We start from the raw sequence: 23,889 nt of genomic DNA, 5'->3' as shown, positions 1-23,889 counted from the left end.
ACGCGGGAACTTTAAATCTCAGAAAGAAATTACTTCTTCTCGATTTCTCGATGAATAATCCGATTAATCTCTGTCGGTGTGACCGGCTTCTGTACGATAAGCGGGAGTTCCATCAGGTTAACCGCTGAATCCGCAAAGTCCAGACCCTCGGTCTCTTCTTCGTACTGAGCCATGATGGCATCACGAGAAGTGGCCGTGCTGATAATCGCCGGAATCTTGCGTCCCAGAACACTGCGGATGCGGAAGATCGATTGGAGACCGGTCAAACGGCCGGGACCTAAGTTAAAGTCAGAGAAAATAATGTCTACCGGCGCCTCCTCAATCAACTGAGCAGCGAGTTCGGCATCAAAGTATTCCGCCCGTCTCACTTTGGCGCCCCAGCCTTCTAATAACGTTGCCAGGCTCTCACGAATCAAAGGATCGTCCTCAATTAACAGGACGTTGACATTCTCCAGAGAGAAAATCCGATTCGGCTGTACGGGCGGCTGTACTTCCGTCATATCTACAGACGTTTCGATTGCCATTTCCAAGCGGAAGATAGAACCTTTTCCTACTTTAGAAATCAGTTTGAGTTCGATATTCAGAAGTTTGCAGATCTTATCGACAATCGAAAGACCTAAGCCGAAACCCTCTCGGGATTTATGGCCGGCGCCGCCGCGGTAATAAGCCTGAAAAAGTTTAGCTTGATCTTCTTTCGTAATCCCGCAGCCCGAGTCGGAGACAGTAACAACAAGCGTGTTCTTCTTTGTTTTCTTTGCCCTCAGCAGGATACCGCCGTGCTCGGTATAACGTACGGCGTTTCCGATAAGGTTACGAAGCACCCGTTCAAAAAGCAGTCCGTCGGTGACGATCATCAGAGGCTCGGCCCTCACTTCAAAAGTCAACCCCTTTTGTTCGGCCATCGGCGTAAATTCATTCGCCAATTCAGAGAACATTGAACGAATGGAGACTTCGGTAGGCCGAATTTTCATCGTCTTGGAATCCAGCTTCGAAATAATCAGAATCTGATCCACCAGCGTCGCCACCGTATTGCAGGCCTTCGACAAATTATCAATTAAAGGTTTAGCCTGTTGATCGGCCTGCCCCTGAAGAATAGAGATAAAAATGCCCATAGCCTGGAGCGGCTGACGGAGGTCATGGTTAGCAGCCGCAAAGAATCGTGTTCTTGCAGAGATCGCCATTTCGGACGCTTCGCGGATATAGTCGGCCTTCTGCCGCTGGAAAATCAGCTGCTCCATCAAGAACTCTCGTTCAAACGAACGATAGATGCCTTGGAGATAAATCTTATTCAGACGGACGCCGAAGTAGAAAATAATGAGGAAAAGAATAAGCGTCCAGAATAAAGCGATAAACAAGGACGGCTGGTATATCAGGACGAGCTTCAGAATCGTCGGAAGCAGCGTTGCCGGAACGAATATCCAAAGGGCGGGAAGCCAGATGGCGTAAAGCGGAACACTGCCGAATGTCACGCCCACAATCATGGCCAAGAGAATCATCTCGACAATGACGTTGTCCGGAACCATGAAATAAAAGCCTGCAAAACCGATAGAGAGACCCGACACCAAAATCATCTGGAGCGTGCGGTTCTTCCAGTAATGAAAACGCTTGTCCATGGACGGCTCGTTGAAGAAGTCATCCGCAGATTTCATGCTAGCCAGCGTATGCATCACATTAAAAGCCAGCCAGAGCGCCATGACCCAGCCCCCGACATAGCTCCAGCAAGTCAAGGTAAAAATAAGGTACAGCAGCATGCGGATCGCAACGACCGCTGTCGTCCGGTGCTTTAAAACCGACAACTGACGAAGCTGCACCTTGGAAGCTAACCGAGCGCCTGAAAGATGAAGATGGTAATTAGTCGCCTCGGGAGGGTTCGGCTCAAAAATGGTTTTAAGGCGCTTAATAGCAGAAAAAATCATTTCGGCACTCCCGCAACTCTAAAGTTTGGACAGCCTTTCATCGTGAGTTCTGCCATGTTTGACTGAACATTGAGATGTGCCTCAGAGCCGACTACAAGTGTGGCGGTTTTCATTTCGTGCCCGAAAGGCAGTCCTGAGATAAACGGGGTTTTGGTACGCCCTGCGATGAAACTCAAAGCATCTTCCAGCCCGTATCCGAAATCATGTTCGGAGGACTTAATTTTCGAGAAATCCCCCAGGACCACGGCTTTTTGGTTATCGATCACTCCGGCCTGCAGAAGGTGATTCAAATCACGCTCTATTTTGTAAGCCGGTTCAGCGATATCCTCGACAAAAAGAATACCGCCTTCGACTTTCGGGAAGTACTTGGTTCCGAGCATCGAACACAAGACGGTCAAATTCCCGCCCCAAAGCAAACCCGTTGTTTGAAAGTCCGGAAACGGTGTCGGGAAAAAGAATTTGTATTCTTCTGCCGCCAATACTTCAAAGAAAGTTTGAATGGTATAAGGATCGCACTTGAGGTCGCCGAGCACAGAAGCCGTCGGCGCCTGCAGGCTCTTTCTGCCGGTCAGTGCTAAATAAGCCGTAGTGAAAAAAGTGATATCGGAAAAACCGGCAACCCAAGTTCCATTAGATTTGATTTTGTTGAAATCAAGGTTCGGTAGGAGTCGGGAAAAACCGTAACCGCCTCGAGCACACAAAACAAGTTCATTATCGCTGCAAGCCTGCTGAAAATCATTCAACCGAGCGGAGTCGCTGGAACCGCCGAAACGACCGAAGCTGGTGTAAACATCTTCTCCGATGGTTACGTCCCAACCTCTTTCTCTGAAAAGTTCGGCCGCCCTCTCGACGGATTTGAAATAAATGACATTACCGGAAGGGGCGTTAATACCGACTTTAACCATTTGTTTTACCACGGCTCTTTCTTAATTCGACAAAAAAACTTTGGAGTATCCGGAGACAATCTTCCTCCAGTACTCCTGCTGTCACATCAGTGTGATGATTGACTCTTTTCTCGTCAAATAGTTTAAACACACTTTCGGCGGCACCCGCTTTTTGGTCTTTGGCCCCGTAAACCAATCGGGCAAGTCTGGCGCCGATAATCGCACCGGAGCACATCGGACAGGGTTCAAGCGTCACATAGATCGTGCAGTTATCAAGCCGGTAGTTTTTAAGGTTCTGAGACGCATTTTTAAGGGCAATGATTTCAGCATGTCCGCTTGGGTCATGACCTGCGACAACGCAATTATGTCCTCTGCCGATGATGCTGCCTTCTTTATCGACAACGACGGCGCCAACCGGAACCTCTCCGGCCTGACGTGCTTTTGCTGCTTCGACAAGCGCTTCGCGCATGAAATGTGCGTCACGGGAACGATCGATCCGAGAAAGCCGAACTTCTTTCTCTCGGCTCAAGGCTTGATGTTTTCTTTTTTGCCGAATCTCTTCTCGAAAAGCTTCAACTGCAGAGGTTAGCTCTGAGAGCGGAAATTGTGCGATTTGTTCGTTAGATGAAGAGGCCGATACCTCCAAAAGATTTTTAGGCGTGTCGGATATCCAATTTCCGGCTTCGGCTAAGAATTTTTTTGCATCGTCTTCGTGCAGATGCAAAGGATCCCGGGCCGTTGCCTTAAATGCATCGACAACGATCCGAAGATGGTCGGGTGATTTTGAGAGAGTAGTCAGAGAAGAGCCTCGCCGAATAGACAATTTCACAAAATTCGAAATTAGATCCGTCTGCTGAGGCATCTTGTCACTAGAAATTTAATTGAGACGGGGCTGTTTCCAATTGATATCCGGGCTTTGGTTTGCCACGCCTTCCTTGAGCTCAGACTCAAGGCCTTCTTCATCGTTGGTTAATTGACCAAATTTCTTTAATCGGTCCAAAGCATCCAGCATTGTTCTTGCGCCGTGTTCTCCGACGTAAATATCCATATCGTCGCAGCCATACTGATTTTCTTCCATGGCAGCCAGCGCAGAAGATGCTGCTTCATATCTCTTAGTTAACTGGCGGAAATCCTCTTCGAGAAACACCATCAGTTCCAAGACAGTAATATAAGGCGTACCGGAAAGCTCGGGATGTCTGACAAAAACTGTAAAGACTTCAGTCAGCATCTCATCAACTTCTTGTCTGGTGTTATAGAGCTCATTGATATGATTTTCGGCGACTTCCATAAAATCGTCTAAGTTACTGTAGTCTTCCGGCTGAGGCGTGTGCCGCTCGTACGATTGTATTTTTCCGTTCGCCATCGCGTGGACCTTATGGCCTTCTTCTATCATCTTTGCCAGGTCAGGCGCGGTTTTAAATTTCTTTATTTCGATCTTTTTCATGGCCAAAGTATACCCGAGTTGCCCTTACCTACTTGACATGTTAGCTCGCAGACCTCGGAAGTGAGGGTAAAACCGTGCAAATCGAGTAATTGCGATTTTTTCCCCGATATTGCTTCCGAACCATGAGAATTCTTAAAATGCGAAAGGGACCTCAAGTTAATATGCATGAACGACTTAAAAACTCAACACATTGAGAGGTTCTGCTGCAACGTAAAGAGCAATTACATTCAATGGTGTTGGTATGGGAGATTTTTTGAAATATAAAAGTTTTCTCAGCTCTGTTGAATACAGTGTCGATGACAATTGCCTCTTCGGAAAAGTGATGTTTATCAAAAGTCTTCTGACATATGAGGGCGAGACCTTACAGGAGCTCGAAAAAATATTTCATCAAACTATCGACAATTATTTAGCAGATTGCCAGGCAGAAGGGATCAAGCCGAATGTTCCATGCTCCGGCGACTTTGCGGAGCGAAATCCGGAACGTTTTAAACCGTCCTCGCCTGGGGTAATACATGAGCCGCAGAGACCTCAATCCAATCAGGATTAAACAACTGCTCTTTTAAAAACGTACTGGAGTTCCTCCTCGTTCATTGCTCTATTTCAATCCACATTATGGCTGTCAAAAATCTCTTGAAATACCATCAAATTTCATCAAGAAAAAAATCTATACCATCAAAAATACTATTGAAATAGGCTTACTTAGGTTTAAAGAATACTGAAAGAAAGTGAAAGCTTCTACAAGCGAAAAAACGCTTTTTTGTTGATTTTAGATATAAAAACGGGATGACTTCTGAGTCATCCCGAATGCTTAAGAAATAGCTAGAAATTCAATATTTTTATTCCCACTCGATCGTTGCGGGGGGTTTGCCAGATACATCATAAACGACGCGGTTAATACCCTTAACCTCGTTGATGATGCGGTTGGAAACCTTGCCAAGAAGATCGTATGGCAGATGAGCCCATTTAGCGGTCATAAAGTCGCTGGTCTGAACAGCTCTCAAGCTGACAACCCAGTCGTATGTTCTACCGTCGCCCATCACACCGACGCTCTTAACCGGCAGGAAGACAACGAAAGCCTGGCTGACTTTGTCATACCAACCTGCATTGCGAAGTTCTTCAATGAAGATCGCATCAGCTTCTCTCAGAAGATCGGCGTATTCGCGTTTAATAGCGCCGAGAATACGAACGCCGAGGCCGGGGCCAGGGAAAGGATGACGATAAACCATTTCGGCAGGCAGTCCCAGTGCAATACCGAGCTCACGAACTTCGTCTTTGAAGAGTTCGCGAAGCGGTTCGAGAAGCTTCAGATGAAGTGTATCGGGCAAACCGCCGACATTATGGTGGGACTTAATGGTTTGGGCTTTCTTGGTCTTGGCGCCGTTGGATTCAATGACGTCAGGATAAATGGTGCCCTGTGCGAGCCACTTAGCATTCTGCAGTTTTTCAGCTTCTTCCTGGAAGACTTCGACAAACAGACGACCGATGATCTTACGTTTGGCTTCAGGATCGGTAACACCGGATAACGCATCCATGAACCGGTCGGAAGCATCAACCACAATCAGCTTCATACCCATATTGTCACGGAAAGTCTGGGCGACCTGTTCTCTTTCGTGAAGACGAAGCAGTCCGTTGTCTACGAAAACGCAGGTCAGCTGATCGCCGATCGCGCGATGAATCAAAGCCGCCGTAACGGAAGAATCGACGCCGCCGGAAAGACCGAGAATAACTTCATCTTTTCCAACCTGATGACGAATTTTTTCAACGGCTTCCTGAGCGAAGTTGCCCATGACCCAGTCGGGATTGGCCTTGCAGATCTTAAGAACAAAGGTCTCAAGGATTTCACGGCCCTTCTCGGTATGCGTAACTTCGGGATGGAACTGGACAGCGTAAAAGCCTCTTTCCTCGTCAGCCATACCGGCGATGGGGCAAGTCGGAGTCGAGCACATCAGTTTGAAGCCGGGAGGCATTTCAGTGACTTTGTCGCCGTGGCTCATCCAAACCTTCAGATAGCTCTTGCCGTCTTTATCAGTAAAGTCGGAGATGTTCTTCAAAAGTTTTGTGTGGCCGTGCTCACGAACTTCTGCGTAGCCGAACTCACGCTGAGCGCCGCTTTCAACTTTGCCGCCGAGCTGCTCAGCCATTGTCTGCATGCCGTAGCAAATGCCTAAAACCGGAACGCCGATTTCAAAAACGGCCTTCGGAGCGCGGTCCGTGGATTCTTCATAAGCGCTCATGTGAGAGCCGGAAAGGACGATGCCGCTCGGCTTGAATTCTTTAATAAATCCATCCGATACGTCGCAGGAGTGGACTTCGCAGTAAACGTGAGCTTCACGAATACGGCGCGCAATCAATTGCGTGACTTGGCTTCCGAAGTCAAGAATTAAAATTCGATCGTGGTTCATCTTCGCTAAATATCAATTAAAAACAAAAGTCGGCCCGAGTCTATAAAACTCGAGTCGACCCTTGCCCGTCATATTAATCTGAAATTTCAGACATGTAGGAAAATTAATGTTCCAGTCTGTAGTTCGGAGCTTCCTTCGTGATCTTCACATCGTGAACATGAGATTCACGCCAGCCGGCAGATGTGATTTCAACAAAGCAGGCCTTGTTGCGCATCTCATCAATCGTACGGCAGCCGCAGTAGCCCATAGAAGAACGCAGACCGCCGCACATCTGATAGATGATGGCAAGAACGCTTCCTTTGTAGGGGACCATACCTTCGATGCCTTCCGGAACAAACTTATCAACGTTGCCGTTGTTGTTGTCCTGGAAGTAACGGTCGGCAGAACCTTTATTCATGGCGCCGAGAGAACCCATACCGCGGTAGCTCTTGTAAGAGCGGCCCTGGTAAAGAATGATTTCGCCCGGAGCTTCGTCGGTACCTGCAAACATGCCGCCCATCATGACGGTATTGGCGCCGGCTGCGATGGCTTTTGCGACGTCGCCGGAAAAACGGATACCGCCGTCAGCGATCAGAGGAACACCGGAGCCCTGAAGAGCTTCGGCAACGTTGGAAACAGCTGTAATCTGCGGAACACCGACACCGGCAACAACGCGAGTCGTACAAATGGAACCCGGGCCGATCCCGACTTTAACAGCGTCTGCACCGTTTTCAACGAGGGCCAGGGCAGCAGCGGCAGTAGCAATGTTTCCGCCGATAACCTGAACCTGAGGATAGTGCCGCTTAACCCATTTGACGCGGTCAAGCACGCCCTGAGAATGGCCATGGGCTGTGTCAACAACCAAGACGTCGACACCGGCATCAACCAGCAGCTCGACACGTTCTTCCGTACCGGCTCCGACGCCGACAGCAGCACCGGCAAGCAGTTTGCCGTGTTTGTCTTTGGAAGCATACGGATGTTCGGTTGCTTTGATGATGTCTTTGACGGTCATCAAGCCGCGAAGGTGGAAGTTGTCGTCAACAACCAAAACTCTTTCAAGACGATGCTCGTGCATCAGTTTCTTAGCGTCGTCGAGTGTGGCGCCTTCTTTAATCGTGATCAGGCGTTCGGCCGGTGTCATGATTTCACTGATCTTGGCGTCCATGCGGTCTTCGAAGCGAAGGTCGCGGTGTGTAACCATACCGAGAACTTTTTCGCCCTGAACAACGGGAAGACCGGAAATGTTGTGTTCGCGGGTCAGACGAATCACATCGGCAACAATCATGTCCGGACCGATGGTGATCGGGTCGGCAACCATGCCTGCTTCGTGGCGTTTAACTTTATTAACTTCGGCAGCCTGAGCCTGGGCTGTCATGTTTTTATGAATAATACCGATGCCGCCTTCCTGAGCTAAGGCAATGGCCAAATTAGCTTCAGTAACCGTATCCATAGCTGCAGAGCAGAACGGGATGTTTAAGCGGAGGTCTCTGGTGAATTGTGTGGAAAGGACGGTCTCGCGGGGAAGTACGTTCGAGTATGCAGGAACGAGGAGAACGTCGTCAAAGGTTAAAGCCTTTTGAAGGAGTCGCATTGTTGAACCTCTAAGCACAAAAAACAATTATACGTAAATTGAAGGAGCTGTATTTGTTGACAGCAATAGGTATTTATTCGAAGGGTGAAATTTTATTTCGCATGTTTTCGACCTCGAGTTGCCAAAAGCGGTTTATTTAAAGCGCGAAGCCGTCTGGCTTCTTTCGGATCGATTCGGAGCGGTTCGGTTAATTCAATTCGGTTCCCGTCCTTGAGGAGGTCTTCTTCTTTGCAGCGCCGGCCGTAAATGCTCAGACCGATTTCTTCGTTTTTTTGCCAGCCGAGTGCGCGCAGTGCGTCCCCGACCGTTGAACCTTCAGGAAGCTCAAGAACTTTTTTGAGCAGTCCGGAGGGTGCTTGTTTTACGGCTGATAACAGCAAATGAACCTCCCGTACCTCGAATAAAGTAAAATTGTGCAGATTTTACTCGGCTTTCAGCCTGTTTTCGGCCCTGCCGCATCAATTCGCTGTGAGCCATTATTACTTGGAGAGCAACCTTGGCAATTATTCAAAATAAAAAGGCCAGATTCGACTACGAAATTGAAGAAAAATTTGAAGCCGGTCTGGAACTAAGAGGATGGGAAGTGAAATCCATCCGTGCCGGCGGCGCTTCCATTAAAGAAGCTCACGTTTTCGTCAGAAACGGAGAACTGTTTTTATTGAATGCAAACATTACGCCTCTGAAAACCGCCAGTACCCATGAAAAAGCGGATCCCACGCGTAACCGTAAGCTCCTTCTTCATAAGCATGAAATCATGCGATTAATCGGCCGCGTCGAACAAGCCGGGTATTCGCTGATTCCTTTAGACATGCATTTCAAGGACGGACGTGTCAAACTCGAACTCGGCCTTGGTAAAGGGAAAAAGTTATTTGAAAAACGAGCCGATATCGGTAAGCGAGAGTGGAAACGCGAACAAGGCCGTCTGTTGAAAAACAGAACACTTAACCGAAAATAATCTTTTATCGAGCTGCCGAATGGCAGCTCTCTTTTTGTAACCCTATGAAATACTTCCTTTTATGCCTTGCACAAGCTGCTGCTATTTCTTTGGCAGCCCCTGCTTCTGCCTCTCCTTTCTATCCTACGGAGGCCGCAGTCTTCTTCTCTCCTAACGGAGGCACTGAGAACGCCATCGTTCAATCTATTGACAGCGCGAAGGTCCGAATTCGTATGCAGGCCTTTCTTTTCTCTAACAAGGAAATTACGCAGGCGCTCATCCGAGCTCATCAGCGCGGCGTGAAAGTCGATGTCATCATTGATAAGAAGATGCCTAAGAAAAAACCGAATACAACGGAAGACCTCTTAAAAGCCGGTGTTCCGACTTTCTTTGACACGGCTCACCGAACCGCGCACGACAAAATCATCATCGTCGATGACAATATCGTCCTCACCGGAAGCTTCAATTTCGTCAAAGTCGCCGAAACCAAGAACGGGGAAAACCTCTTAATTTTGAAATCCAAGCCGCTCGCCGAAGAATATGTCAAAAACTGGGAGAAGCATTTCTCTCACTCCATTCTGGCAGCGCCAGAAAAAGAGAAAGGCACCGAAGTGCCTCTCACAAAAAATCAAAATTAACGCATCAGTTTGTAAATCTTGACGATGTCCTTCTCATAAAGCGGGAGGAAATTTCCTAATTTTCCGGGAATTTCCACCGCTTTTTTCGCGAGCTCTTTGGGATCGGCCTTCTCAGCGCCGAGTTCCTTCAGATTCTTCGGGGCACCCATCTTCTTCAGGAATCGTCTAAAGGCTTTGATACCTTTACGAATAATCTCTTCGTCGGTACCTTCGCCTTTTACGCCCATAACGTTGCGGGCAAACTGAACAAAACGTTTCGGATTGGCATGCCAGACGTACTTCATCCAAGCCGGAACTACAACTGCCAGACCTTCGCCGTGCGTAATCGTCGTATCCCAGGCGCTCAGTTCATGTTCCATCCCGTGGGAGGCCCAGTCTTCGACCTGTCCCAATCCGTAATATCCGTTGTGTGCAAAAGATCCGGCCAAACCGATCTGGCACCAAGCGTCGTAATCCTTAGGATTCTTTTTGAGCTTCAGACCGTTCTTCATGATCGTCTTCATGGCGCTTTCAGCCTGACTGTCCACAAAGTCGGTATTTTTGGTCTGGGTAAAGTAGCGCTCCATGATGTGACTCATCATGTCGATCACACCTGCTCTAATTTGCTTTTCCGGAAGCGTAAAGAAAAGTTCGGGATCGATGACGCTTACAAACGGACGAACTAGAGGAGAGCCGGCGCCGAGCTTTCTGTCTCCGTTTGAAATCACAATACGGATACTCTGTTCGCTGCCTGCAGCAGGAAGCGTGAGCACAGCGGCAACCGGAAGCGCTTCTGTCGGCGTAATTTTCTTTGTGAAGAAATCCCAAACATCACCGACGTAAGGAACGCCGATCGCAATCGCCTTGGAAGCATCAATAACACTTCCGCCGCCGACGGCCAAAATAGCTTTGACTCTGTGCTCGCGGGCCAAAAGAATACCCTTCTGAACAAAAGAAAGCTGCGGGTTCGGTGTCACGCCGCCCAATTCAATCGGCACAAGGTCGGCAGCTTTTAACGACTCGGAGATGCGCTCCAAAAGGCCGCTCTCTTTGGCAGAACCGCCGCCGTAAACCACCAGCACGGGACTCATCGTCGGCACACGGGCACGCATTAGCTCTCCGATACGGCTTTCTTCTCCTTTGCCGAAAACTAAGCGTGTGGGATTAGAGTATTCAAAGTTATTCATTATTTTTTCCTATTTTCAGTTTTAGTTATTGCTGCCCATCGGAGCACCGACGAACAAAAGGGTCCAGGATTCGACAAAAGAAGCGACCGGCGCCGGTAACTCATCGGCATCCAGCAGCGGGAATCCGGCTTTCAAAGCATCATGGATCGCCTTATAGGCTTGCTCTACAAAAATCGCGCAGGCTTTGACGACGACCTCATCAGAACTCATCTCCTCGCCTTCCGGATTCTCCTCGATCTGAGGCAGCGCCCGTTTGATGTATTCTGCCAAACCTTCGGTGGTCCAGTCTTCAGGGCCCGGTTCAAAATGACTGTTGTTGCCGCAGAAAGTCTCTCCAAGCCACTCCATGAGCTTCATATCTTTCTCTGCAAGCTCATCTCTCGTCAGTTCGCCTTCCGCACAAGCAATAGCGCGCTTGCACATATTCACGACAGCCTGGGAGAGGATTTTTCGGACGACTTCAATGTCTACGATAGAAGGAGCCTGTTCAGCCTTGGAGCTGTGATCGTGACCGCAGCAGCCGCGGTTGCAGCTCGGTTTAATACATTTAGGCATCGCACTTCTCTTTGGTTAATTTTTTCACCCAAGACTCGAGCAGAGCGTCGAGAGCCTGCGAACCTTTTGCTTCGATCTCATCCGGATTTTTCTGCAGTTCATTAATGAGCTCGTGAACTTGGTTCGTGAATAAGAACATCACGAGCTGCATAAAGACGGCCGGATCAGCGGCCTCTTCCTCTTTGATCCCGAAGCCTTTCAAAGCCTCTGTGAATTCCGCACGAAGCAGCTTTTCAATTCTTTCGGGCGTATTTACTGCCGCCTTTGCATAAGCCGGATTTTGGCCTAAGAGCGTTGTAGCCAAGAATGCAGCGGCTCTCTGGTCGGCTTGAACGACTTCTTCTCGACGAACATTTTTATGAACGGCTTCCGCAAGGCGTTTAGAGACCGCCATTGCATGAGCTCTCAATAAATCTTTAATGACGAGAGGATCGTCAAGATTTGGGAGCCTGACGCCCTCCGGGATTTTTCCTTCTACGGAATCAGAACTAGCCGGTTCGAAAGCATTTTCCATATTTTGTATTTCCCTGCACGAAGATTACCGCCCGCATTAAAAGCAATCTCGGCTTCCCAAACTCGCCCGTTGTATTGGACGGTCGCGTACCGATTGTGCCTCCATTCGTGAACCGTCACGGTCTTACCAATGTGCCGGCGGAGAATTTCGGAATAAAAGTCGACTTCTCTCAAGTGACGCTGTAAAAGCATCAAATAACTGATCACTAAAAGAGAAATGACGGTGAAGATGGCGACTTGTAAATAAACGGAACTGAGGAAGAAGGAAAAAAGGGCTGTCGTAAAGGCGGCAGCTGAAATCACCAATAGAAAAAAATTGCCGAAGTAAAGATCCATCGCGCCGATCACTGCAGCGGCAATAAACCAAAAATACGACAATCCCATAATGCGTTCCCTTCTTTGAGGTCTCTCTTTTGACCGTGAGTCAATTATAGGTTAAGAACGCGAAAACGGCCGCATCCGAAAGGAAAACGGCCGTTTGGTAAAGCTTAGAACCTAAGAATTATTTCTTAACGTCTTTAGCCAGTCTGCGCCAAGTATTGACGACAGTATCCGGGTTCAGAGAGATGGATTCGATACCTTCTTCCATCAGCCACTGAGCTAAGTCAGGATGGTCGGAAGGACCCTGACCGCAGATACCGACATAAGCTCCTTTCTCACGGCAGGCCTTGATAGCACGTGCCAGAAGGATCTTAACGGCTTCGTCGCGTTCATCGAAGAAGTTGGCAACCAGTCCGGAATCTCGGTCCAGACCGAGTGTCAGCTGGGTCAAGTCGTTGGAGCCAATAGAGAAACCGTCGAAGTGTTCAAGGAACTTCTCGGCAAGCAGTGCGTTGCTCGGGATTTCACACATCATATTGAGGCGAAGACCGTTCACGCCGCGCTTGAGACCTTGTTCGTTCAGACGTTCGTTAACTTCCTTGGCTTCCTTAACGGTTCTGACAAACGGGATCATGATTTCGACATTGGTCAGACCCATTTCGTCGCGGACTTTCTTCAGAGCTTCGCATTCCATAGCAAAGCATTCTTTGAAGTCTTCGGAAACGTAACGGCTTGCACCGCGGAAACCGAGCATGGGGTTTTCTTCTTCCGGTTCGTAGAGCTTGCCGCCTAAGAGTTTGCGGTATTCATTGCTCTTGAAGTCGGACATACGAACGATCACTTTCTTCGGATAGAAAGCGGCAGCAATCGTAGCAACACCTTCGGCGATCTTTTCCTTAAAGAATTCACGCGGGTTTTCGTAACCGGCAGAAGCCTCTTCAACCGCTCTTCTCAGATCTTCGGGAAGATCCGGGTAAGCTAAGCAGGCCTTCGGATGGATGCCGATGTTGTTATTAATAATGAATTCAAGGCGGGCCAGACCGACACCATTGTTCGGGATGGACTGGAAGTCGAATGCGAGCTGAGGATTGCCCACGTTCATCATGATCTTAACGGGGATCTCAGGCAGTTCGCCCTGTTTCACTTCTTTGATTTCGAACGGGATCAGGCCGTTGTAAATATTGCCTGTATCGCCTTCGGCGCAGGAGACGGTAACTTCCTGGCCGTCTTTGAGAACTTCCGTAGCGTCGCCGCAGCCGACAACAGCAGCTATACCGAGCTCACGAGCAATAATAGCTGCGTGGCAGGTACGGCCGCCGCGGTTAGTAACGATGGCGCTGGCCTTCTTCATCACCGGCTCCCAGTTAGGATCGGTCATGTCCGTAACAAGGACGTCTCCTTCCTGAACCAGGTCCATCTGTTCCGGACCGGCAACAATACGAACCTTGCCGGCGCCGATCTTCTGACCGATAGCGCGGCCGGTTACCAGGACTTCGCCTTTGCCGAGAAGAACGAATTTCTGCTGAACATCAGCCTTCTTCTGGCGGCTCTTCACGGTCTCGGGACGAGCCTGAAGAATATAGAGTTTTCCGTCGATACCGTCTTTGCCCCATTCAATGTCCATCGGACGCCCGTAGTGTTTTTCAATAATACGGGCGTACTTGGCAAGCTGAATGATTTCGTCGTCGTTCAAAGCAAACTTGCGGCGTTCGGATTCGGGAACATCGACCACCTTCACAGAGCGGCCGTTGGACTTGTCTGTGTTGAAGATCATCTTGATCTTCTTGCTGCCGAGAACTTTACGGATGATCGGGAATTTGCCCATTTCCATGATGGGTTTGTGGACAAAGTATTCGTCCGGGTTCACAGCGCCCTGAACAACGGTTTCACCGAGGCCATAGCTGGCTGTAATGAAAACGACCTGATCAAAGCCGCTTTCGGTATCCATCGTAAACATAACACCGGCAGCGCCCTTATCGGAGCGAACCATTCTCTGAACACCGGCGGACAAAGCCACATCAGCGTGGTCGAAACCTTTGTGAACGCGGTAAGAGATTGCACGGTCGTTGTAGAGGGAAGCGAATACTTCCTTCATTCTTGCGAACACCTGTTCGAGACCGACGACGTTCAGGTAAGTTTCCTGCTGGCCGGCAAAGGAAGCGTCCGGAAGGTCTTCAGCAGTTGCAGAGGAACGAACAGCAACGGAAATTTCCTTCTGGTCGCCCTTGAGCCACTCATAGTGTTCTCTGATTTCTTTTTCGAGCTGAGCCGGGAAAGGAGCTTTTTCAATCCATTCACGAATTTCAGCGCCTGCCTTTGCCAGCTCTTTAACATCATCAACGTCTAACTTGCTCAGACGATCTTCAATTCTTTTATCAAGACCGCCTTCTTTTAAAAAGACTCTGAAAGCTTCAGCCGTCGTTGCAAAGCCGTCAGGTACTCTGATGCCGGCTTCTGTAAGCTGGCTAAGCAGTTCGCCAAGAGAAGCATTCTTGCCGCCTACGATGTCAACATCTGTCATACGAAGTTGGCTGAATGGAATGACGAAACGTCCTTGTGTCATGTTTACCTCGAAATTGAGTGAAAAAATTTGCTAAATTTTAGCCGTTCTTTTAGCGTTAAGTTCGTAACTTCATCTAACAGCGTTAAATTTTATGAATTCAAACGTAAACGAAACCCCTGAAAAATCGACTCAGCGTACCGTGTTTTTTGTATCCGACGCGACGGCTATTACTGCAGAAACTTTGGCAAATGCTGTTTTAGCGCAGTTTCACGGCCTTAAATACCTGCGCTACCGCATGCCTTTCGTCAACACGGAAGAAAAAGCCAAAGCCGCGGCCTTGAGAATCAATGAAGTCGGCAAAGAGAACGGCGTGCGCCCGATTGTCTTCTCTACACTCGTCGCCGGATCTCTGGCTTCGACATTTAACGAATACTGCAACGCCTTCGTCATCGAGCTTTTCCGCTCCTTCGTCGGACCGCTTGAGCGTGAACTCGGTGTTCCGAGTGACCACTCCGTCGGCAAGAGCCATGAAATCGGTGACCAGGAAAGATACAACCGCCGTATTGATGCGATTAACTACACGCTGGCACACGACGACGGACAAACCAACAAAGGCTTGGAAGATGCAGACGTGGTGCTGGTAGGTGTGTCCCGCAGCGGTAAGACTCCGACCAGCCTGTACTTGGCCATGCAGTACGGTATCAAAGCAGCTAACTATCCGCTTATTCCAGAAGATTTCGAGCGCGGCGAACTTCCGCCCGCACTGGAAAACTGCAAAGACAAGATATTCGGTCTTTCCATTTCTCCCAAGCGTCTCTCTGAAATTCGAGGCGAACGCCGCCCGAATTCTAAGTACGCTTCCATAGAGAACTGCGAATACGAAGTTGAAGAGGCTCAGCGGATGATGGATCGTGAAGGCATTAAATATCTGTCTTCCACTTCTAAGTCCATTGAAGAAATTTCAGCGACGATCCTGCTTGAACTCAAAATCAATATTGATCCTCACATGAGTATGTGAGGCCGGACCGAATCGATATTTAGATATGCGGCCGAATCTTCGGCCGCTTCCTATTTGTGCACAATGCCTGAAAGACGGCGTCTGCGCTGTTCAAAAAGGCAGACGGAAGCCGCTGTTGCAACGTTGAGGCTTTCAACTCTGGATTCCAAAGGAATCAACAGGGTTAAATCGGAAAGTTCCAGGGCTTTTTCAGAAACACCCAGACCTTCGCTTCCGAACACCCACAAAGTTTGGCCCTTTCCCCATTTTTCCTCGTAGAGATCTTTTCCGCCGCGCGCGTCAGCCACTAAACATACAGCTCCGGTTTTTTCTTTGATCTCTGCAAGCTCGACGGAAGAAATAATGTTGCAGAAGAAATGAGCTCCCATGGCTGCACGAAGCACTTTGGGAGACCAAACGTAGGCACATTGCGGTGACAACGCAATATTCGTCACACCGGAAGCCAGTGCGGAACGAAGGATGGTTCCGACATTGCCCGGATCTTGGACGCCGTCAAGATAAATCCAATCCTCGTTTTTTTTGATCTTTCCCTCTTCCGGGATGCGGATCTCACAAACTATCCCGGCACTGGTGTCCACCGGAGAAATCGAAGCATAAATTTGAGACGGCAGCTGAACTACAGAAATCTTCAACGACAGGTACTTTTGCAGGATTTCCGATATTTCAAAATTCTTCTCGGCCCCATCTCTTAAAAATACTTTGCGGACAAGCTCAGGATGCGAAAGAAGTTCTCGGGCCAAATGAATCCCTTCGGCGAGAGATAAACCTTCTTTTCTCGCCGCCCTCGGGTGCTGCGCCAAATTCTTCGCAAGTTTAATCGAAGGATTAGCTGCGCTTGTGATCCGCATGAATTCCATTTACTGTCCCTTTCGCTTTTTACGATCGGCTCGCCGTTCAAACTTCTTAGCAATCAAGGCCACAGGACCGAACGTCATTCGGTGCACTGGACACGGACCCCATTTCTCCAGCATTTTAAGATGGTGTGCCGTACCGTATCCCGCATGCTGCTCAAAGCCGTATTTCGGATACATTCCTCCCAAGATTTTCATCAAGGCGTCCCGATAGGTCTTGGCCAAGATGGAGGCTGCGGAAATTTCCGGAATCAAGTCGTCGCCCTTGACAATCGGCTCTGCACGGAAAGGAAGCTCTGGCAGGCGGTTCCCATCAACCAAGACTAAGTCCGGTTTTGGATCAAGCTGAAGAACGGCTTTACGCATCGCTGCCATCGTCGCCTGAAGAATGTTCATTCGGTCAATGTCCGCAACCGAACTTTCGGCGATCGCCCAAGCGAGCGCATGCGTTTTAATCTGCTCTGCAAGAACTTCTCTTGCGTGAGCCGTCAGTTTTTTTGAGTCTCTGAGCCCTTCTATCGGATGATCGGGGTTCAAAATCACGGCTGCAGCAACAACCGGTCCGGCCAAAGGGCCGCGGCCCGCTTCGTCCACACCGCAAACAAGTGTGGCGATCGTTTCCTCACCGTCGAATAAATAGTCAGCCATCAGCGTTTTAAAACCTGATCGATTGCCTCTGTTGCCAGCTGAGCAGTCGGCCTCAGCAATGTTTCATGCATTTCTGAAAATACTTCTTTGAGATATTCCTGCCGCTTCGGCTCCAGGGCGTGAAGCAAATGGGACGAAAGGATCTCAGGCGAACAGAACATCTGAACGCACTCGGGAACCAAAGTCTTCTGCGCCAGGATATTGGGCAGGCTGATCCACTTTGTCTGTCCTTTGGAAAGAATCAGCATTGCCGAAAGAGTCGGCATAGCGTATCCGACGACCAAGGGCTTTTTATAAAGTGCCGCCTCAAGCGTTGCTGTGCCGCTCGCCACCAAAATAGCGTCAGCCGCTTCCATCGCCAAATGAGACTTCCCGTCCAAAAGAACGGTATTGTCTTTGACATCAGGAAAGCGATTGAGAACTTCTAAAATCTCTTTTTTCCTTTGCTCATCGGCGGCCGGAACTATGAATCGAGTTCTCGGTTCCTGCTTCAGCAGTAAGGACGCAGCGCCGAAAAATGCCGGCGCACACCAGCGAATCTCGTCTTTACGGCTGCCGGGAAGAATGGCAATGACCGGCCCCTGTGCAGCGATATTCAGTTTGCGTCTTGCACCTTCCGTATCTGGCACCATCGGAATGATCTCGGCTAGAGGATGGCCGATGTACGTGCTCGGAATGCCGGCTTCTTTAAAAATTTTCTCTTCAAAAGGGAAAACCAAAAGCAGATGATCCACCGCACGTTTGATTTGGTGAATTCTCTGAGGACGCCAAGCCCAAACGGCCGGAGCCACCATGTGAACAACCGGAATCCCCGATGCTCTGACCTTCTCTTCAATCGACAGATTAAAGTCAGGAGCATCAACTCCGATGTAGGCAGCAGGACGAAGCTGGACAGTACGGCGCATCATTTCTCGGCGAATTTTTAAAATTCGAGGCAAATGACGGATCACTTCCAAATAGCCCCGGACGGAAAGTTCGCTGGCATGAAACCAAGGATCCAAGCCGTCTTGAATCATTCGGTCACCGCCGATACCTTCCATCTTAAGATTCGGACGAGACGCGGCAACAGCCGGCAGAACACGCGAAGCTAAATAATCTCCGCTGTTCTCTCCGGCTGCCCAGATAATGCTGTTGTTGGTCAATTGCTCCATTAGCGAGCCAATCCTCGAGTTGCCTGCTCTGTGAATTCGCACATCAGTTCGCAGACTTTCTTAGCCTGTTCATCTTCTAATGCTGATGCGTAAGCCTTGATGGCTTCCACGGCCTCTGGAACGGTCTTGCCTTCACGGAAGATCAGTTTGTAGCTTTCGCGTGCCGCGTGCATGGCAGCCCTTGAATAGCCGTGACGCTTCATGCCTTCAAGATTGATGCCGAAAGGAGAGGCAGGATAACCTTGATACATGCCGTAGGGAATGCAGTCCTGACGAACCATGCTTCCGCCGCTCAGCATCGCGCCCTTTCCGATCTTGACAAACTGGTGGATGCCGGACTGGCCGCCGACGATCACGTCGTCGGCAACATGAACGTGCCCGGCAAAGCCGACATTGTTGGCAATGATGGTGTCGTTTCCGATGACGCAGTCATGTGCAACATGAACGTTGGCCATCAACAGATTGCCGTTTCCAATAATGGTTATTCCTTTGTCCTGCACGGTCCCGACAGAGAGTGTGCAGTGTTCGCGAATAACGTTGTTGTCACCGATGATTAGCTGAGTTTCTTCACCGCGGTATTTTTTATCCTGAGGATCAATACCGATCGCTGCAAAGGCATAAATCTTGTTGTTCTTACCGATCTTCGTATGACCGGTAAGAACAATATGGCTCTGCAAAGTGGTTCCTTCACCGACTTCAACGTGGGGACCGATCGTGCAGAACGGACCGACGACAACGTTCTCCGCAAGTTTGGCTTGAGGATCTACTAAGGATGAGGGATGGATCTGAGCCATATTTTTTCCTTTATTTGGGTGAACGATAAGAGCACATCATGTCGGCACATGCAGCCAGCTGACCGTCAACCGTTGCATCGCAGTGCATTTTGATCATGCCGAGTTTTTCACGGAGGAATGTGCATTCAAAACGAAGCTGATCACCCGGGATCACGACACGTTTGAAGCGAGCGTTGTCAATAGAAGCAAAATAGAAAAGTTTCTCAGGATCTCTTTCGCCGCCCATTCTTGCAAAAGCAAGCATCGCACAGGCCTGAGCCATCGCTTCGATGATCAGAACGCCGGGCATGACGGGAACGCCGGGGAAGTGGCCGGTGAACTGAGGTTCGTTGACAGTGACGTTTTTGATCGCAATCAGCTTATCAACACCGTTCGTTTCCAAAACTCGGTCAACTAAAAGAAACGGATAGCGGTGAGGCAGGAGCCTCATGATGTCATTAATGTCTTGCATTTTTACTCTTTCTTAAGGGAATCAACTTTTTCAGCCAGATGCTTCAGCTGTCTGCGCATCTCAGGCAAACGTTTAATTACGGACAGAATGTTATAGAACTCTCTATGAGGCATTGCGGGCATGTAACCGGCATAGTAGTCAGGTTTCTCGATCGAACTCGGAACGCCTGCCCCACCGCCGATGATCGAACCTGCAACGACCTTGAGGTGTCCGGCAAAACCGGAACCGCCGCCGGCCTGAACGTTGTCGCCGATAATCGTGCTGCCGGCCAAACCGGTTCTTCCGGATAGGACAACATTCTTACCAACTTGGCAGTTGTGACCGATCATAACTAAGTCATCAATCTTGGTGCCTTGTCCGATGGTGGTATTCTGCAACGCACCGCGGTCGATACATGTATTGGCGCCGACTTCGACATCGTCGCCAGTTTCAACCGCACCGATCTGCGGAATCTTCACGTATTGTCTGTCCAAAGGCGCAAATCCGAAACCGTCGGCGCCAATCACGGCACCGGAGTGAATGATATTGCGTCTGCCGATACGGCAGCCATAATAGATGGTAACGTTCGGATAAATACGAGTGTGTTCGCCGAGAACAACGCCTTCGCCGATAACGCTGTTGGCTCCGACAAAGCAGTAAGGCCCGACCTGCGCACCTTTGCGAATTACAACGCCGGCTTCAACGGTTGCGGTCGAATCAATAACGGCACCGTCTTCGACTACGGCTCTGGTATCAACCCCCGGCTCCGGCTGCTCCTGCGGGAAGATGATTTGCAGGGCATATGCAAACCAAGCGTACGGATTGCGGGTAATGACGACGATACGTTCGGGCTCTTTTTCTCCCCAAATCGCCTGTTTGTCTTCTTCTGTCAAAACCAAAGCTGTCGCTTTGCAGGCGGCAGCCGCATCGCGATATTTGCTGTTGGCTAAAAAAGCAACGTCGCCGTGCCCGGCGGTCTCCAGCGGAGCAATAGACTTAATTTCAGCCTTGCCTCCGTTGGCACTGATTGTGCTCAATAAAGTATCGTTGCTTTTTTCTTTAATTCGGTCTACTAACTCAAGAAGAGTCATCGGCGCTGTTTGTTGAATCATTTGAATCGCCCTAATTAAAAAATTTATGCGGCTGATCTGAGAGGGAGAGCAAGTTTGAAATCGCCGAAACCCGAGTCAGGTCATGCCGCACGTATTGCACTAAATGGCAATTAAGCAACAAGCAGACATCTGTCTGCTTGTGCCCGATAAAAATTACTTGAGTTCCTTAAGAACCTGGTCAGTGATGTCAATCTTCGGGTTGACGTAGATGGCTTCCTGAAGAATGAGGTCATATTTTTCGCGCTGAGCGATGTTCTTGATGACCGTGTTTGCCTGACGGAGAAGCTTCTGAAGCTCCTCATTTCTGCGCTGATTGAAGTCTTCGCGGAGTTCGCGCTGACGGCGCTGGAAATCGCGGTCTCTTTCAGCCAAATCACGCTGCTTGCGAATTCTTTCCTGTTCCGTCATTGTGCCGGCGTTCTTTTCGAAGCGCTCGACGTCATTTTTCAAACGCTGACCGGCAGCATTGAGCTCTTTATCGCGCTTAGAGAATTCCTGTTCAAGTTTTTTACTTGCGGCCTGAGCAGCTGCAGAATCGCGAAGAATAACCTCGGTGCTGACAACACCGATCTTTACTTCTGCCTGCACTGCTGTCGCAGCAGAGCAAACCAAGGCGGAAACTAAAGCAACCGCTAACCATTTTTTTTGCATGAATGTATCTCCTACACAATTGTTTAATTGTGCCACAAATTTATTAGAAACCTGTACCAATTTGGAATTGGAATCTCTGAAGCTCGTCGCTGTCCTTCTTGTTGAGCGGGAATGCAAAGCTCAATTTAAGCGGTCCCATCGGAGAAATCCAAGCTAAACCGAAACCGACGGAGTAACGCAGATCGCCGAGATCAAGCTTGTCTTTCTTATAACGCTCGACTTCGTATCTGCCGGGCTCAACCTCTCTGTAGAAGGCTTTGCGGCCCCAGACCCAACCGCCGTCCAAGAAGGTGAACATACGAAGCGTTCTGTCGGCGCCGGGAATCGGCGTCAGCAGTTCGAGAGAGAAATTAAGTTTACGGTTACCGCCAGAAGCATCGCCGTCGGTATCACGCGGGCCAAGAGAAGAAGTATCGTAGCCGCGGACCGATCCGATACCGCCGCCGTAGAAGTTCTTGAAGAACGGGTACTGTTTACCTGCATAACCATCACCATAACCAAGCTCTGTGTTAAAGGCGAAAGTAATGGATTTCGTGACAGGGACGAACTGCTGGAACTGATAAGTTGCACGGTAGTACTTCAGATCAAGGACCGGCAGAGAGATTTCACCGAACAATCTCTGGTAGCGGCCGCGTGTCGGAGCCAGAATGTTGTCTCGGGTATCACGAGACCAGCCGATCGTCGCTGCAATGCTCTTCGGCTTCTTACCGTAATCGTTGACATAGTCGACGTAGCGGCGCGGAGCACCGGAGCCGACGGTCACATCGGTCATTTCAAACTTACCGCCGAGGAAGATCTGGTCGTTTTCCGTAATCGGCACACCGTAAGTTACGCCGGCGCCGTACGTTTCGTACTTAACGTCATCGGTAATTTCGAGTTCGTCCAAGTCGAGCTTACGATCGTAAATTTCGAAGGACTGGCTAATACCCGAAGTCGTGATGTAAGGCTGCGTGAAGCTGGCAGCATAAGTTCTAGAGCTCTTAGACGTATTGACTTCAAGAGATAGAGAATTACCGGTACCGAAAACGTTGTTCTGCGAGAAACCGCCGGAAAGAACAATACCTTCGGAGGTGGAGTAGCCGGCACCGATCGAGATGTTGCCGGTCGGACGTTCTTTCACGTTAACGGCCAAATCAACTTCGTCCGGAGAACCGGGTACGGGTTCGGGTTCCGCAGTAACAGTTTCAAAGAAACCGAGACGGTCGATACGGTCACGAGAAACGGCAACTTTATCGCTGTCAAACCAGCTCGCTTCATACTGACGAACTTCACGACGAATGACTTCGTCCTGAGTACGCGTGTTGCCGGTAATGTTCACTTTACGAACATAAACTCGGCGGCCGGGGTCAATCGTGTATACGACACTAACTTCATCCGGATTTTCCGGATCAACGACCGGATTCGGGATTGCTCTTGCAAACGCGTAGCCCAAAGCGGAAAGACGATCCGTAAATTTCTTTGCCAGACCATTTACTTCGGAAGCGTTGTAGACGGAACCCGGCTTGATATCCACAAGATCTTCAAACTCGGGCTCAAGGCCGAGCATGTCACCGGTTAAGCGGATATCTTTGATTGTGTACTTTTTGCCTTCATCAATATTGATGGTGACAAAAATCTCTGACTTATCGGGACTGACAGATACTTGTGTCGAGTCAATCTTGAAGTCGAGGTAACCGTTGTTGTTGTACAGAGCGCGAATTGCCTCTAAGTCGGCAGTGAGCTTCTCTCGAGAGTACTGGTCGCGTTTGGTATACCAAGAGAACCAGTTCGGGGTACCGAGCTGCATTTCGTCGCGAAGATCGCCTTCGTCATAAACTTTGTTGCCGACAAAACGGATTTGCTGAATCTTTGCAGCAGGACCTTCATCAACGTCGATGTTGATGCGGACGCGGTTGCGTTCGACCGGCGTCACAGTGACTTTGACATCTGCGGAGTAACGGCCGCGCGAGAGATATTGGCGTCTTAATTCTTGAACGGCACGGTCTAACACCGCACGGTCAAAAATAAAGCCTTCGGCTAAGCCCACATCACGGAGAGATTTTTCAACACCTTTGGCATCAAACTCGGAAATACCGGTAGTGTGAATGTTTGCGACCGTCGGACGTTCCTGAACTCGAACAACCAGGACGTTGCCGTCCATGTCGAGCTGAACGTCTTGGAACATTCCGGAGGCATACAGAGAACGCAGTGATTCAGCGCCCAGCTCCGGAGAATACGTGTCTCCCACTCGGATCGGCAGATGCGAAAATACAGTACCCGCTTCCGTACGGGAAATGCCCTCGAGTCGAATGTCTTTAATCACATGACCCTGTGCAAGCACGGTCGTCGCTGCCAAAGCTAAAGCGCAAGCTAGCGCTATCTTCTTAGGATGAGGCATATTCTATAAAT

Annotated in this window: 24 protein-coding genes; 4 read left to right on the top strand and 20 right to left on the bottom strand. The window is 49.4% G+C overall.

The features are described 5' to 3' along the window. Positions 1 to 29: 29 nt before the first annotated feature. From ACZND6_RS06815 to ACZND6_RS06800, 4 genes are read right to left on the bottom strand one after another with little or no spacing between them, the layout of a single operon-like run. The gene (locus tag ACZND6_RS06815) at positions 30 to 1,916 is read right to left on the bottom strand and encodes a hybrid sensor histidine kinase/response regulator (protein WP_293737290.1); all 1,887 of its coding nucleotides are present in this window, start codon (positions 1,914 to 1,916) and stop codon (positions 30 to 32) included. Next, complete coding sequence (locus tag ACZND6_RS06810) at positions 1,913 to 2,833, bottom strand: S66 peptidase family protein (RefSeq protein ID WP_418805525.1); 921 nt, start codon at positions 2,831 to 2,833, stop codon at positions 1,913 to 1,915. The genes ACZND6_RS06815 and ACZND6_RS06810 overlap by 4 nt, the downstream gene beginning before the upstream one ends. Beyond that, positions 2,814 to 3,629: a tRNA adenosine(34) deaminase TadA gene (tadA, locus tag ACZND6_RS06805; RefSeq protein ID WP_489524485.1), complete on the bottom strand. Its 816-nt coding sequence runs from the start codon at positions 3,627 to 3,629 to the stop codon at positions 2,814 to 2,816. Before tadA ends, ACZND6_RS06810 begins: the two co-directional genes overlap by 20 nt. A 48-nt stretch (positions 3,630 to 3,677) precedes the next feature. After that, positions 3,678 to 4,244, bottom strand: coding sequence for a hypothetical protein (locus tag ACZND6_RS06800; RefSeq protein WP_021867348.1), 567 nt, complete (start codon positions 4,242 to 4,244; stop codon positions 3,678 to 3,680). Positions 4,245 to 4,485: 241 nt separating this feature from the next. On the opposite strand from ACZND6_RS06800, the gene ACZND6_RS06795 reads away from it, so the two are divergent. Beyond that, a complete protein-coding gene (locus ACZND6_RS06795) occupies positions 4,486 to 4,791 on the top strand; it encodes a type II toxin-antitoxin system HicB family antitoxin (RefSeq protein ID WP_021867349.1) in 306 nt (101 codons plus the stop codon). Positions 4,792 to 5,080: 289 nt separating this feature from the next. Here the strand turns inward: ACZND6_RS06795 and guaA are convergent, their stop codons facing one another. From guaA to ACZND6_RS06780, 3 genes are all read right to left on the bottom strand, one after another. Next, positions 5,081 to 6,646 carry a glutamine-hydrolyzing GMP synthase gene (guaA, locus tag ACZND6_RS06790; RefSeq protein ID WP_021867350.1) on the bottom strand — a complete coding sequence of 522 codons (1,566 nt, stop codon included), beginning with the start codon at positions 6,644 to 6,646 and terminating at the stop codon, positions 5,081 to 5,083. Positions 6,647 to 6,749: 103 nt separating this feature from the next. Next, positions 6,750 to 8,216, bottom strand: coding sequence for an IMP dehydrogenase (gene guaB, locus ACZND6_RS06785; RefSeq protein ID WP_418571590.1), 1,467 nt, complete (start codon positions 8,214 to 8,216; stop codon positions 6,750 to 6,752). 92 nt (positions 8,217 to 8,308) lie between these two features. Then, positions 8,309 to 8,596 (bottom strand): RnfH family protein, encoded by a 288-nt coding sequence (locus ACZND6_RS06780; RefSeq protein ID WP_418571592.1) that lies wholly within the window; start codon positions 8,594 to 8,596, stop codon positions 8,309 to 8,311. Positions 8,597 to 8,712: 116 nt separating this feature from the next. Here ACZND6_RS06780 and smpB point away from each other — a divergent pair, with 116 nt between their 5' ends. Both smpB and ACZND6_RS06770 read left to right on the top strand, forming a co-directional pair. Then, positions 8,713 to 9,171, top strand: coding sequence for an SsrA-binding protein SmpB (gene smpB, locus ACZND6_RS06775; protein ID WP_008812032.1), 459 nt, complete (start codon positions 8,713 to 8,715; stop codon positions 9,169 to 9,171). A gap of 44 nt (positions 9,172 to 9,215) precedes the next feature. Further along, the gene (locus ACZND6_RS06770) at positions 9,216 to 9,788 is read left to right on the top strand and encodes a phospholipase D family nuclease (RefSeq protein ID WP_489524484.1); all 573 of its coding nucleotides are present in this window, start codon (positions 9,216 to 9,218) and stop codon (positions 9,786 to 9,788) included. Here ACZND6_RS06770 and ACZND6_RS06765 read toward each other — a convergent pair. The 5 genes from ACZND6_RS06765 to ppsA form a co-directional block, all read right to left on the bottom strand. Next, positions 9,785 to 10,954, bottom strand: coding sequence for an iron-containing alcohol dehydrogenase (locus ACZND6_RS06765; RefSeq protein ID WP_293737295.1), 1,170 nt, complete (start codon positions 10,952 to 10,954; stop codon positions 9,785 to 9,787). The two genes, ACZND6_RS06770 and ACZND6_RS06765, sit on opposite strands and share 4 nt — an antisense overlap. A 21-nt stretch (positions 10,955 to 10,975) precedes the next feature. Continuing rightward, entirely contained in the window at positions 10,976 to 11,509 is a 534-nt protein-coding gene (locus tag ACZND6_RS06760) for a hypothetical protein (protein WP_293737296.1), read from the bottom strand. Further along, entirely contained in the window at positions 11,502 to 12,023 is a 522-nt protein-coding gene (locus ACZND6_RS06755) for a hypothetical protein (RefSeq protein ID WP_155165603.1), read from the bottom strand. The genes ACZND6_RS06760 and ACZND6_RS06755 overlap by 8 nt, the downstream gene beginning before the upstream one ends. Beyond that, positions 11,984 to 12,406: an NfeD family protein gene (locus tag ACZND6_RS06750; protein WP_008812027.1), complete on the bottom strand. Its 423-nt coding sequence runs from the start codon at positions 12,404 to 12,406 to the stop codon at positions 11,984 to 11,986. Before ACZND6_RS06750 ends, ACZND6_RS06755 begins: the two co-directional genes overlap by 40 nt. 118 nt (positions 12,407 to 12,524) lie before the next feature. Then, positions 12,525 to 14,906 (bottom strand): phosphoenolpyruvate synthase, encoded by a 2,382-nt coding sequence (gene ppsA / locus ACZND6_RS06745; protein ID WP_418572898.1) that lies wholly within the window; start codon positions 14,904 to 14,906, stop codon positions 12,525 to 12,527. Between the two features lie 91 nt (positions 14,907 to 14,997). On the opposite strand from ppsA, the gene ppsR reads away from it, so the two are divergent. After that, the gene (ppsR, locus tag ACZND6_RS06740) at positions 14,998 to 15,864 is read left to right on the top strand and encodes a posphoenolpyruvate synthetase regulatory kinase/phosphorylase PpsR (RefSeq protein WP_300875866.1); all 867 of its coding nucleotides are present in this window, start codon (positions 14,998 to 15,000) and stop codon (positions 15,862 to 15,864) included. Positions 15,865 to 15,914: 50 nt separating this feature from the next. On the opposite strand, the gene ACZND6_RS06735 is transcribed toward ppsR, so the two are convergent. From ACZND6_RS06735 to bamA, 8 genes are all read right to left on the bottom strand, one after another. Next, complete coding sequence (locus ACZND6_RS06735; protein ID WP_489524483.1) at positions 15,915 to 16,712, bottom strand: TrmH family RNA methyltransferase; 798 nt, start codon at positions 16,710 to 16,712, stop codon at positions 15,915 to 15,917. A 9-nt stretch (positions 16,713 to 16,721) separates the two neighbouring features. Further along, positions 16,722 to 17,363, bottom strand: coding sequence for a ribonuclease HII (gene rnhB, locus ACZND6_RS06730; RefSeq protein ID WP_008812023.1), 642 nt, complete (start codon positions 17,361 to 17,363; stop codon positions 16,722 to 16,724). Next, positions 17,363 to 18,514 carry a lipid-A-disaccharide synthase gene (gene lpxB, locus ACZND6_RS06725; RefSeq protein WP_489524482.1) on the bottom strand — a complete coding sequence of 384 codons (1,152 nt, stop codon included), beginning with the start codon at positions 18,512 to 18,514 and terminating at the stop codon, positions 17,363 to 17,365. The genes rnhB and lpxB overlap by 1 nt, the downstream gene beginning before the upstream one ends. After that, on the bottom strand, positions 18,514 to 19,308 hold the full coding sequence (gene lpxA, locus ACZND6_RS06720; RefSeq protein ID WP_008812021.1) for an acyl-ACP--UDP-N-acetylglucosamine O-acyltransferase: 795 nt from the start codon (positions 19,306 to 19,308) through the stop codon (positions 18,514 to 18,516). The genes lpxB and lpxA overlap by 1 nt, the downstream gene beginning before the upstream one ends. A 10-nt stretch (positions 19,309 to 19,318) precedes the next feature. Then, positions 19,319 to 19,759, bottom strand: a complete 441-nt coding sequence (gene fabZ, locus ACZND6_RS06715; protein ID WP_008812020.1) for a 3-hydroxyacyl-ACP dehydratase FabZ — start codon at positions 19,757 to 19,759, stop codon at positions 19,319 to 19,321. A gap of 2 nt (positions 19,760 to 19,761) precedes the next feature. Further along, positions 19,762 to 20,850, bottom strand: a complete 1,089-nt coding sequence (gene lpxD, locus ACZND6_RS06710; RefSeq protein ID WP_300875875.1) for a UDP-3-O-(3-hydroxymyristoyl)glucosamine N-acyltransferase — start codon at positions 20,848 to 20,850, stop codon at positions 19,762 to 19,764. 153 nt (positions 20,851 to 21,003) lie between these two features. Continuing rightward, complete coding sequence (locus ACZND6_RS06705; protein ID WP_008812018.1) at positions 21,004 to 21,501, bottom strand: OmpH/Skp family outer membrane protein; 498 nt, start codon at positions 21,499 to 21,501, stop codon at positions 21,004 to 21,006. A 43-nt stretch (positions 21,502 to 21,544) separates the two neighbouring features. Beyond that, positions 21,545 to 23,878, bottom strand: coding sequence for an outer membrane protein assembly factor BamA (bamA, locus tag ACZND6_RS06700; protein WP_300875878.1), 2,334 nt, complete (start codon positions 23,876 to 23,878; stop codon positions 21,545 to 21,547). Between the last annotated feature and the right edge of the window lie 11 nt (positions 23,879 to 23,889).

It is taken from the genome of Parasutterella sp. (assembly GCF_057870745.1).
The sequence above is the reverse complement of the archived record's forward strand: the minus strand, read 5'-3'. Positions and strand labels throughout refer to the sequence as shown.